Annotated in this window: 9 protein-coding genes; 7 read left to right on the top strand and 2 right to left on the bottom strand. The window is 31.6% G+C overall.

Features of this window, described 5'->3' with window-relative positions:
• The first annotated feature begins 107 nt into the window (after window positions 1–107).
• Window positions 108–851, top strand: coding sequence for an ATP-binding cassette domain-containing protein (locus TMEL_RS03125; protein WP_012056830.1), 744 nt, complete (start codon window positions 108–110; stop codon window positions 849–851).
• Complete coding sequence (locus tag TMEL_RS03120) at window positions 841–1791, top strand: SufB/SufD family protein (protein WP_012056829.1); 951 nt, start codon at window positions 841–843, stop codon at window positions 1789–1791. Before TMEL_RS03125 ends, TMEL_RS03120 begins: the two co-directional genes overlap by 11 nt.
• 20 nt (window positions 1792–1811) lie before the next feature.
• Here the strand turns inward: TMEL_RS03120 and TMEL_RS03115 are convergent, their stop codons facing one another.
• Both TMEL_RS03115 and TMEL_RS03110 read right to left on the bottom strand, forming a co-directional pair.
• Window positions 1812–2168 (bottom strand): NifB/NifX family molybdenum-iron cluster-binding protein, encoded by a 357-nt coding sequence (locus tag TMEL_RS03115; protein WP_012056828.1) that lies wholly within the window; start codon window positions 2166–2168, stop codon window positions 1812–1814.
• 41 nt (window positions 2169–2209) lie between these two features.
• Entirely contained in the window at window positions 2210–2863 is a 654-nt protein-coding gene (locus TMEL_RS03110) for a CPBP family intramembrane glutamic endopeptidase (protein ID WP_231109762.1), read from the bottom strand.
• A gap of 42 nt (window positions 2864–2905) precedes the next feature.
• Between TMEL_RS03110 and iadA the strand changes: the two genes are divergently transcribed.
• The 5 genes from iadA (at window position 2906) to TMEL_RS03085 (ending at window position 11610) form a co-directional block, all read left to right on the top strand.
• Entirely contained in the window at window positions 2906–3997 is a 1092-nt protein-coding gene (gene iadA / locus TMEL_RS03105; protein WP_012056826.1) for a beta-aspartyl-peptidase, read from the top strand.
• A 1-nt stretch (window position 3998) separates the two neighbouring features.
• Window positions 3999–6200, top strand: coding sequence for an ATP-dependent Clp protease ATP-binding subunit (locus TMEL_RS03100; RefSeq protein WP_012056825.1), 2202 nt, complete (start codon window positions 3999–4001; stop codon window positions 6198–6200).
• 91 nt (window positions 6201–6291) lie between these two features.
• The gene (locus TMEL_RS03095) at window positions 6292–7464 is read left to right on the top strand and encodes a sugar ABC transporter substrate-binding protein (RefSeq protein ID WP_012056824.1); all 1173 of its coding nucleotides are present in this window, start codon (window positions 6292–6294) and stop codon (window positions 7462–7464) included.
• Between the two features lie 58 nt (window positions 7465–7522).
• The gene (locus tag TMEL_RS03090) at window positions 7523–9229 is read left to right on the top strand and encodes an ABC transporter permease subunit (RefSeq protein ID WP_012056823.1); all 1707 of its coding nucleotides are present in this window, start codon (window positions 7523–7525) and stop codon (window positions 9227–9229) included.
• On the top strand, window positions 9229–11610 hold the full coding sequence (locus TMEL_RS03085; protein WP_012056822.1) for an ABC transporter permease subunit: 2382 nt from the start codon (window positions 9229–9231) through the stop codon (window positions 11608–11610). The genes TMEL_RS03090 and TMEL_RS03085 overlap by 1 nt, the downstream gene beginning before the upstream one ends.
• Window position 11611 lies beyond the last annotated feature (1 nt).

The raw sequence follows: 11611 nt of genomic DNA, 5'->3' as shown, positions 1-11611 counted from the left end.
TTTTAATCAGTTCAGTTAAAATCTGTCAATTTTTTAAGTTTTGTTAATTTTTGTACAGATAAGTTATGGTAAAATGTTATTGAAAAAGAATATTGGGAGTGTTTTTTATGTTGGAGTTAAAAGATTTATCGTATTATGTTTCCGGGAAAAAAATTCTTGATAATGTTTCGATGAGTTTTAATGTAGGTAAAAAGTATGCTATTTTGGGAACAAATGGAGCAGGCAAAAGTACTGTAGGTTATTTAATAATGGGTCTGGAGGATTATAAACCTACATATGGAAGAGTATATTTTAATGGAGAAGATATTACTGAAAAAACTGTCTATGAACGTTCAAAACTTGGAATTACATTAATGTGGCAAGAACCTGCGAGGTATGAAGGATTAACTGTGACTAATTATTTAACTTTAGGGGGCAAATTAGATATTACTAGAAGTGAAATAGAAGATGCTTTGGAAAAAGTAGGTCTTGATCCAAAATTATATATGAATAGATTTGTGGATAGAAGTTTGAGTGGAGGAGAAAGAAAACGTATTGAACTTGCATCAATTATTCTTTTAAGGCCAAAATACGTAGTACTTGATGAACCTGATTCTGGAATTGATATCATGAGTCTTGATATGATTAATAGTATTATTAATTACATTGCATCTTATGGTGGTACACCTATAGTGATTACCCATAGGGAAGAAATGGCGTATAACACTGAAGAGGCATATCTTTTGTGTGCTGGTAAGGTATTAGTCAATGGTGAAACTAATAAAGTAATAGAAATATTCAAAAATATTTGTAATACTTGTGATCATCCAAATGTTCCTGTAAGTAAGGAGTTGAAAATAGATGGACGTTAAACGTGAATATGAAACTATTGTAAAAACAGTTGAGAAGTTGGGAACAGATGCATCGAAATTTTTGGACAAAAGAATAGCTTCAATAATTATAAGTGGTGATAAAGTTCTTGGATTGAATAACATTGAAGGAATTGAACTTGTACCAAAGCAAATTGAAAATGGAGTACAAGTAGATATGATAATTCATGAGAATGTTCATGTACCTCTACCAGTGCATGTGTGTACTGGTTATGTAGAAAAAAAAGGTTTACAAAGAGTTATTTTTAATATAACGGTGAAGAAAAATGCAAGAGTAAAATTTTTATCACATTGTGTTTTTCCACAAGCTGAAGAGTTTACACATGAGGCAATTTCAAATGTAATTGTTGAAGAAGATGCATATATGGAGTATGAAGATGAACATTATCACAGCGATAATGGGAATATAAATCTTTTAACAAAGACTATAGCTGTTGTAAGGAAAAATGGAGTGTACAAAAATAGTTTTTCTTTGACTAAGACAAGGGTTGGCAGGTTAACTGTTGAAATGAAATTAACTTTAGAAAAAGAAGCAGTTGGAGAATTATTTTCAAAGGTTAAGGCAAGCAAAAACGATGAAGTAAATATAAATGAAATCTTAAAATTAAATGGTGAACATTCCAAGGGGTTGGCCAAAACGGTAGTAGTTGCGCTCGATAATTCAAGAGCGAAAGTCATAAACGAAGCATATGGAAGTGCACCATATTCAAAGGGACATATCTCCTGTGAGGAAATAACCAAAGGGGAGTACGTAAATGTATCAACTATACCTGTGTTAAGAATAAATAACGATTTATCAGAATTAACACATGAAGCTTCCATTGGAAGAGTTAATCAAAAACAACTTGAGGTGTTAATGGCCAAAGGTCTTACGGAAGATGAAGCAACAGAATTGATTATTAAAGGATTGTTACAAGGATAAAAAGGCTCCTTAAGGAGCCATTAATAATTGTGAAATTTTTCATTAGGTTTATAATCGATATTTTTTAAATTATTTTCAAGGTATAGCTGAATTAATTCTTTTACAGTTCCACTTGCACCTCTAATTACTTCAATGCCAAGCTGTTGAAAATGTTGAATTGCTCTTTGACCAATTCCTCTTACTATTAATACATTTGCACCTTTAGAGTAAATATAATTTGGAATGTCTCCGGGATTATGTTCTTCCAATGGATTTTCTTCAATAATTAATTGTTGTTTTTCTGTATCAAAGAACGCAAAATATGGGGCGTGGCCAAAATGTTCAGATATAACTGAATTTTCCCCATTATTTTCAATAATGGGAACAGCTATAACCACTTTTCCACCTCCTGTATTTATTTCTCAAAAACAATTATATACTAATATTGATATAAAATCAATAATTTTTTTCTTAAATTTTCAAAAGTTATGCCGTCTACTAAATTATGAATTATTACTGGATACAATATGCTTTTAGAAACCTGAAACATGTATCCTAATGTCATTCCGGCAATAAATCGTGAAGGAAAGAGTTTGAGAAAACTTTTAAAGGATTCATTTTTAGTTTTTACATTTAATATATGAAAGAAAGAGAATATAAAACTTGAGATTATTGTTGCATATGAAATTGTAAAAATTGTTCCTTGGATTTTAAGTTCTAAGTAAGATTGAATAACACCTCTAAAAAATAATTCTTCAATTGGACCAACTAAGATCCAAATATAAATAATTTGCCACTTACTTTTGTAAAAAACGTACTTTATACTTTTTTTCGCATTTTTCGATGAAAAAAATGCGATTGTAATAAACGGTATTCCTAAAAAGATTAAAGATAGTATTCCATTTTTGAGTTTTCCGAAAGTAATTCCCATTTGGATAAAATTTAAATTTAATAATTTACCTGAAAGTAGGGAGTATAATATAGATATAAGGGAAAATATTGATTGTGCTTTGAAAACGTCTGTAAATTTTGTGATTTTCGAAAAAATTATTGTAAGTATTATGTAGAGTAAGATTATAATTATTAAATCCAAGATATCACCTCATAATTTATTATACACAAAGGAGCTGGTATTTTGATATATACGCTTAAAGGAGGAAAAGTATTTTCTCCAGATTATTTAGGAGAGAAAGACATTTTAATAGCAAATGACAAGATTGAATTACTTGATGATACTATAATCTGCCCTTATGGTGAAATTTATGATTTAACAGGTAAAATAGTTGTTCCAGGGTTTATTGATGCGCATGTTCATATTGCTGGTGGAGGAGGTGAAGGTGGATTTGTTACAAGGACTCCTGAAATAACTTTTGATGAAATAGTTAATTCTGGAATAACAACGATAGTAGGTTGTTTGGGGACAGATGATATTACAAGGAATTTAGAAGGGTTATATGCTAAGGCAAAAGCACTTGAATTGCGGGGAATTACTAGTTATATATATACAGGTTCATATTCGGTGCCACCTGTAACTTTTACAGGGAGTATAAAGAAAGATTTAGTTTTAATAGATAAAGTTATTGGCGTTGGTGAAATTGCAATATCAGATCATAGATCTTCACAACCATCTTTTGAAGAGATAAAAAAGATAGTTGCAAAAGCGAGGGTAGGAGGATTAATTTCAGGAAAAGCTGGAGTTGTAAATTTTCATGTTGGTTCTGGTAGTTGCAAGATAGAATATTTATTGAACATATTAAAAGAGAATGAAATCCCTGCAAAACATATGTATCCTACACATATGGGAAGGTCAGATGAACTATTCTCTCAAGGAATATTATTTGCTAAAAAAGGTGGATTTATAGATTTAACTGCCTCTATAGATATGGTAAAGTATCTTGAGATAGGAATTTATGAGAATATATACTCAAATATGACTATGACATCAGATGGTCAGGGAAGTTTACCAAAGTTTGGTGAAGATGGAAATCTTATAGAGTTAAATGTTGGAAGTGTTTCAGTTTTGTTTGAAACAGTCAGATATGCTGCTAATAAAGGTTTGAATTTTGAAAAACTTTTAAAAATGATTACGGAAAATCCTGCAAAAGTTTTAGGTTTGAAAAATAAAGGAAGAATAAAATCCGGAAATGATGCGGATATAGTAATCTTAAATGAAGATATGGAAATAGAAGGAGTAATAGCTAAAGGAAAATTTGTAAGGAGGGGATAAAATGTTTGATATGAATGAATATACAGAAAATGTGCAAAGGGTTTTGATGGCAGTTACTGATGTTTTGACAAGGTATAAGCAAAATCAGATGTCTTCTGAACACATATTGCTTGCTATTTTAGAAGATGAAAGAAATGCGGCAAAAGATATTTTAAAACATTTAAAAGTGGAAGTTTTTGAATTAAAAAAGGAAATAGAAGCATTCATTTCAAGATATGGAGTAAAAGCAAACGCTCCTGCGGGTCAAATATTTATTACTCCTGAAGCAAGACATATCCTTGAAGAAGCAAGAAAAGAAGCAAAAAGGATGGGGGATGAAAAGATAGGTACAGATCACATTCTTCTTGCAATGACTATAATTCCGGAAAGTATGACTTATAGAATACTGTCAAGATATGGAGTATCTCAAGATAGGATATACCAGGCAATAAAAGAGATAAGAACTTCTGGAGCAACTTCTGAAGAAGAAAATATAGACGTATTGACAAAATTTACGGAAGATTTGACAGAACTTGCAAGGACAAATAGATTGCTTCCAGTTGTTGGTAGAGAAAAAGAGATTTTAAGGATTATGGAGATTCTTGGTAGAAGGTTGAAAAACAACCCAGTTGTTATTGGTGATCCGGGAGTTGGAAAAACTGCGATTGTAGAAGGCCTTGCACAGAGAATAGTAGAAAGAAAAGTACCGGAATTTTTAAAAAATAAAAGAATTTTAAAACTTGATTTAGCTCGAGTTATTGCTGGTACAAAATTTAGAGGAGAGTTTGAAGAGAGATTGAAAAAGATTGTGGATATAGTTAAGAGAACACCAAATATAGTACTGTTTATAGATGAGATACATATGGTTGTAGGTGCTGGTGCATCTGAAGGTTCTGTGGATGCGGCCAATATTTTAAAGCCAGAACTTGCACGTGGAGAATTAAGATGCATAGGTGCAACAACAGTGGAAGAATATAGAAAGTATATTGAAAAAGATAAGGCATTGGAACGCAGATTTCAACCAATATATGTGAATGAACCATCAATAGACGAAACAATAGAAGTATTAAAGGGATTAAAAGAAAAATTTGAAGAATACCATGGTGTAAAGATAGAAGATGAAGCAATTGAAGCTTCTGCAAAACTTTCCGCAAGGTATATCCCAGATAGATTTCTTCCTGACAAAGCAGTAGATTTAATAGATGAATCTGCTTCGAGAATAAAAATATTGGGCGCTGATAAAGTAACAAAAGAAGATGTAGCCAAAACTGTTGAAATATGGACGGGTATTCCAATCGGTAGAATTATGGAGGGAGAAAAGGAAAAACTGAAAAATCTTGAAAAGTTGATTCATGAAAGATTTGTAGATCAAGAAGAAGCGGTAAAAGTTGTTGCAAGTGCTATTAGAATGTCAAGAACAGGTTTAAAAAGTGTAGAAAAACCATCAGGAATCTTTCTGTTTTTAGGACCTACGGGAGTTGGGAAGACAGAACTTGCTAAAAGAATTTCAGATATATTATTTGGTTCTATGCAAAGTTTAATACGACTTGATATGAGCGAATATATGGAAAAACATTCTGTTTCAAGGCTTATAGGTGCACCTCCTGGATATGTAGGGTATGAAGAAGGTGGACAACTTACAGAAGCGGTAAGAAGAAGACCGTACAGTGTTGTGTTGTTAGATGAGATTGAGAAGGCAAGCTCAGAAATTTTTAACGTATTGTTGCAAGTGTTTGACTATGGAAAGTTAACAAGTGGAAAAGGAAATACAGTTGATTTTAGGAATACAATAATAATAATGACTAGTAATCTTGCAAGTTCAGAAATTTTAAAAGCAATAGATGAAGAAAGTGAAGATAAGATCTCACAATACGTTGAAAAAGTTTTAAAAGAAAAGCTGAATCCTGAGTTTTTAAACAGATTGGATGCTGTTGTTATATTTAAACCTTTAAAGAAAGAATATGTAAAGAAAATAGTTGACATATATTTAAAGGAATTGAACGAGCGATTGGAAAACATTACAGTTGAACTAGACGAGAACGTAAAAGATTATTTGGCGGATTTAGGATATGTGCCATCTATGGGTGCAAGACCTTTAAGAAGATTATTTGAAAATACAATAGAATTTACATTGTCAAATTTAATTATAGACGAGAAGATAAAAGAAGGTCAAAAAATAATCTTTAAAAGAAGTGACTCTGGAATAATTTATGATATAATATGATATTGGAACAGTTTCCAATGTGGTTTATGGATACTTTAGTATTTGTAGTAAAATATTTTATGGAGTATTTTAAAAAAGGAGGGGAAAGTGTATGAAAAAACTATTGGTATCTCTTTTAATGATTATTATGGTTTTTAGTGTTTTTGCTACAAAGATTACTATTTGGACATCAGAGGCACAAGCACCTATTTTAACAAAACTTGCTGATGAATTCAAGTCTATTTACGGTATTGATGTAGAAGTTGTTCAAGTTAATTTTAATGATATAAAATCCAAGTTTTTAACTGCGGCACCAGCTGGTGAAGGTGCAGATATTATAGTTGGTGCACACGACTGGGTAGGAGAATTAGCAGCAAATGGTCTTTTAGAACCAATTCCTGTTCTTCCTGAAAAAGACAAATACTTACCAACTCCACTTAAAGCATTTACTTACAACGGAAAGTTATACGGTATACCGTATGCATTTGATGGACCAGCTTTGATTTACAACAAAGATTATGTTGAAGAACCACCAAAGACATTTGATGAATTAATTGGACTTGCTAAACAAATTCAAGATGAATATGAAGGAGAAGTAAGAGGATTAGTTTATGACTTTAAAAACTTCTACTTCAGCAGCTATGCAATTTTTGGTTTTGGAGGATACGTTTTTGGTGAAAAAGATGGAAAGATTAATGTAAGAGATATTGGACTTGCAAATGAAGGAGCAGTAAAAGGGTTAACTTTGATTAAAAAATTAGTTGATGAAGGTCTTCTTGAATCTGGAGATAACTATAATGTTATGGATAATATGTTCAAAGATGGTCAAGCTGCTATGATAATTAATGGGCCATGGGCAGTGCCTGGATGGAAAGAAGCAGGTATCGATTTTGGGGTTGCACCAATTCCAGAACTTGAACCAGGCGTAAAACCAAAACCATTCTTTGGTGCACAGGGATTTATGGTAAATGCAAAATCTCCAAACAAACTTTATGCAATTGAATTTTTGACCAAGTTTATTGCTACAAAGGATGTAATGTACAGAATATATCTTGCCGATCCAAGAGTTCCATCTAGGAAAGACTTATTACCAATGGTTGATGAGGTAACAGCTGCATTTGCAGATTTTCTTGGAAATTATGGACTTCCAATGCCAAATGTTCCAGAAATGGCCGGTGTATGGGGGGCAATGGGCGATGCACTTTCTAAAGTTCTTGACCAAGGAGTTCCAGTCGAACAAGCTTTAAAAGAAGCTGTAAATACAATTTTAGCAGGAATTAAGTAATAAATTAAATAAAGAATAAAGGGGGGATTCCCCCCTATTTTTATCGGGAGGAGATGAAATGATAAAGTTTTGGAAGTTTGTAGGTTATGTTTTTTTAGCTTTATTTAATGCTTTTTCTATATGGGGAGCATTATTTTTATTTTCTAGAGGATTTTATGAATTAGCCATCACATTTTTTGTTTTAGTATTTTTAATTGACTATTTTATTTTTAACAAAGGGGCATATCCTTACAGGTATATGATACCTGCTGTTGTTCTACTTTTTATTTTGGTATTATATCCCATTGCTTTTACCATTAAGACTGCCTTTACAAATTACGGAACTGGTCACATAATGACACGTCAAGAAGTTATCGATAGGCTTTTAACAGATCCTGTGTATACTTATGTACCCGATAAAAGCAAAAATTACGTGTATGAAATTTTTGTAAGATATGAAGGAATAGAGCCAACTGATGATTTTAAAGTGTTAGTTTATGGTGAAGGTGAAGAAAAATATGTTGTTGGAAATATAAAGCCTATAAGGATGCAGGCGGGAAATATAATTTTGGGTGAGGCTGAATTGATTCCACTTGAAAAATTCGATGTAATGGAAGAAAACGGAAAGATAATAGCTATTGTTGATGAAAATAAAACTTATAACTATTTTTATTCGCCTTTTGATAAAGAAACAGCTATCAACGAAGTATTTTTTAAATCAAAAATTGCTTTCCCGATTCTAAGTAAAGTTGAAATTGTTAATAGTAGAAAAGAAAGGTTATCTTTAAGGTTTAGTAATGATGGTACTTTAAAATTGGTTCAAATTAAACATCTTTACAGAATGGCGCTTTCTGAGGTTATTGAAAACGGAAAAACGGTTGTTAAAACAACTTTAGTTAATGATTTAACGAACAAACCACTTTTGGAAGAGGATGGTACTTTTTACGATTTTGACGAAAAAGGTGAAAAAGTCCCAATTTTAGGTTATATATCATACGTAGGTGGAAAAAACTTTACGAAGATATTTACCGATCCCACTATTTCAGGTCCATTTACAAAAATATTTCTTTGGAATTTTACTTATGCTGCACTTAGTGTGCTATTTACATTTGCAATTGGACTTGCGTTTGCTCTTGTATTAAACAACAATACTTTAAAGGGAAGAGCGTTGTATAGGACATTACTTATTGTTCCTTGGGCAATCCCTGCTTTTATTTCTGTTCTCATATGGAAAAACGGTTTTTTTAACGAAACATATGGTGTGTTAAATAGGTTTGTTGTAAATAGTTTATTAAATAGAGAATCCATTAAGTGGATGACAAATCCTTTTTGGGCAAAGGTTGCAGTTTTAATTGTTAATACCTGGCTTGGGTTTCCATATATGATGACAGTAAGTTTAGGTGCTTTACAAAGTATTCCAGATGAACTTTATGAGGCTGCATCTATAGATGGAGCATCAAGGTCAAAAAGATTTTGGAAGATTACATTCCCACTTTTGATGACGACAGTTGCTCCATTACTTGTAGGTAGTTTTGCGTTTAATTTTAACAACTTTGTTAATATTTATCTTTTAACTTCTGGTGGTCCTGCCATTCCAAATACAAGTACACCAGCAGGTGCAACTGATATTTTGATTTCGTATACGTATAAGTTGGCGTTTGAAGCGGGAAGAGGACAAGATTTTGGATTTGCTAGTGCTATATCCATTTTAATATTCTTTATAGTTGCTGGAATTAGTTTTGTAAATTTCAAGATTTCAGGTTCATTTGAAGAGGTGAATAGATAATGGTTGTGAAAAAAAGCAATTGGTTAACACATTTGATTTTGGTAATTTTAATAGTAGCCATATTATTTCCCGTTGTTTGGGTTGTATCAACTTCTTTAAGAAGAGATAACGCGGCATTTTCTTCGAAACTTTTTTCTTCAAGAATGAGTTTGCAAAATTATAAAGATCTTTTATTTCCAGAAGATAATGTCTTAAGACTTTTAAGTGATATTGAGGCTATTACTACTAATTCTCGACCTTATGATGAGAAACCAGTAGAATACCTTGTTGAAAAATTTAGAAGAGATATTCAGGAATTGAAGAATTATTCAGAAGAATCTAAAAGTTTAATAAAACTTACAGATGAACATTTTAGTATGATACAATCTTATGTTAAAGAAAAATCAAATGAGATTATAGAAACAATTTTGAATGTTTCAAAAGGTATAAAGGAAAAAGTAAAAGTAAAGAAAACATCAGAAAAAGACCTTTCGTTTGCTATACTTTCCCTTGGGAAAGAAAAGGAATTTGAGGGAATAGATGTTTCAAAATACAGGGAAGAGTGGGAAAGAGAATTTCAAAATGTAAAGATGGAAATAAAAATAAAGGAAAAGTTGATAAAAGAGTTAGAAACAAGTTTGAGGAGTATAAAAAAGGATATGGATATATATCAGATTGAGTACAGAAGGTTAAGTACAATAATCAAAAATTCAATTATACCTCAAGTTAAAAGTTTTAACAAAACGTTAAAAGCGGCATATGAAATTTTGGAAAAACCATCTGTGGGAATAAATGCACTTGTTATGGAAAATGGTGAATTTGAACAATATTTGAAGATATATGAAATAATTGAGAAAATTTCTGAGTTGCAGATAAATAAAGAAATAAAGAGTTTAGTTGATGAGTTGATGACTAATGCGTCTAAAGTAAAAAAACTTTGGGAAAAATATGACAAAAAGAACCTTGCAAGTTATGGTGATTTTATTTCGATAATTAATCAATTTAATTTAAAATCGTTTAAGCAACTTAATGAGGCGGAAAATGTTTTAAGGAATTTTCAGGAGGTAGAGAAAAAATATCTGAAATCATCAAACAGCTTACTTCTAATTTCCAATAGATTAGAAAGTGAAAAGAAAGAATTGGAAGTTAAAAGAAATGAACTTAATTTAAAGGAGCAAAAGCTTTTAGATGCAAAGGCATATATTTTAACGGAAGATTTCTTTAAAGATGTTGATAAATTTATAGAAAAGGTTTCAAAATATAAACTTCCAAGGGATATAAATAGGTTATACATATCACTTAAATCTTTAAGAAGGAGTGTAAATAGCTTTTTAACCTATATTTCCAATGAAGAAGTTAAAAGTGGTATGAGAAAAGATCTTAGAAAATTAGAGTGGATAGATGATTATAGAGATTTAATTAAAAGATATGAAAAATATAGCAAAGATGTAAAAGAATTTTTGGAAAAATTCGATAAATATGTTGAAAGTATAGAATTAACAGGAAAAAATGCAATTTATTCTGCAAAAAATGGTGTAAAAATTAGAATTTTGGTGTTATCACAGCTCTTTACAGAGGTTCAGTCAAAATATCCAGCAGAAATTGCTTCAAGCATGAGTATAGCTTCAAAGGCGGCTGCTGACTTGATGGATATTTTTCCGTTTGATGATTTGGATAAGAACTTTAAGGAAATAGATAAAAGATTGTTTAGGTTTGATCAAATTTGGAAACAAAAACAAAGGCATTATCTTTGGAGATGGATACTCAACAGTGTAGTAGTTGCTGGCCTTGTATCTGTAATCACAACGTTTGTAAATGCACTTGCGGCATATCCATTTAGTAGAATGAGGTTTAGGGGAAGAAAATATGGTATTATGTCTTTATTACTAATACAGATGTTTCCTGCGATTATGTATATGATTGCACTTTATGGTTTTTTAAGTTTCATGGGAAGGTATATACCTTGGCTTGGATTAAATACATTGGGAGGTTTAATTTTTGTTTACTTGGGTAATATTGCTTTTAACATGTATTTGATAAAGGGTTTTTACGATACAATTCCAAGTTCTCTTGAGGAAGCAGCTATGATCGATGGAGCAACAAGGTGGCAAACGTTTTGGAGAATTGTTCTTCCGCTTGCATCACCTATATTAGCAGTTGTGGTTATCTTAACCTTTATGGGTACATTTAATGAATTTGTACTTGCAAAGATAATACTCCAGGATGTGGAAAAATATACATATGCAGTAGGACTTTGGACGTTTTCCACGGGTCCGTTTGAAACTGAGTGGGGCCTTTTCTCTGCTGCAGCGCTTGTAGGTATGCTTCCAATGGTAATTTTATTCCTTTCGATGCAAAAATACTTGGTTGGTGGACTTACAAAGGGTTCAGTAAAAGGATAGA

Source organism: Thermosipho melanesiensis BI429 (assembly GCF_000016905.1).
Lineage (GTDB): Bacteria > Thermotogota > Thermotogae > Thermotogales > Fervidobacteriaceae > Thermosipho > Thermosipho melanesiensis.
The sequence above is the reverse complement of the archived record's forward strand: the minus strand, read 5'-3'. Positions and strand labels throughout refer to the sequence as shown.

What these genes read in the sequence shown, in the direction of transcription:
- TMEL_RS03100 (WP_012056825.1), top strand. Translation starts at nt 3,999, where the DNA reads ATGTTTGATATGAATGAATATACAGAAAATGTGCAAAGGGTTTTGATG.
- TMEL_RS03125 (WP_012056830.1), top strand. Translation starts at nt 108, where the DNA reads ATGTTGGAGTTAAAAGATTTATCGTATTATGTTTCCGGGAAAAAAATT.
- TMEL_RS03090 (WP_012056823.1), top strand. Translation starts at nt 7,523, where the DNA reads ATGATAAAGTTTTGGAAGTTTGTAGGTTATGTTTTTTTAGCTTTATTT.
- TMEL_RS03120 (WP_012056829.1), top strand. Translation starts at nt 841, where the DNA reads ATGGACGTTAAACGTGAATATGAAACTATTGTAAAAACAGTTGAGAAG.
- TMEL_RS03095 (WP_012056824.1), top strand. Translation starts at nt 6,292, where the DNA reads ATGAAAAAACTATTGGTATCTCTTTTAATGATTATTATGGTTTTTAGT.
- TMEL_RS03085 (WP_012056822.1), top strand. Translation starts at nt 9,229, where the DNA reads ATGGTTGTGAAAAAAAGCAATTGGTTAACACATTTGATTTTGGTAATT.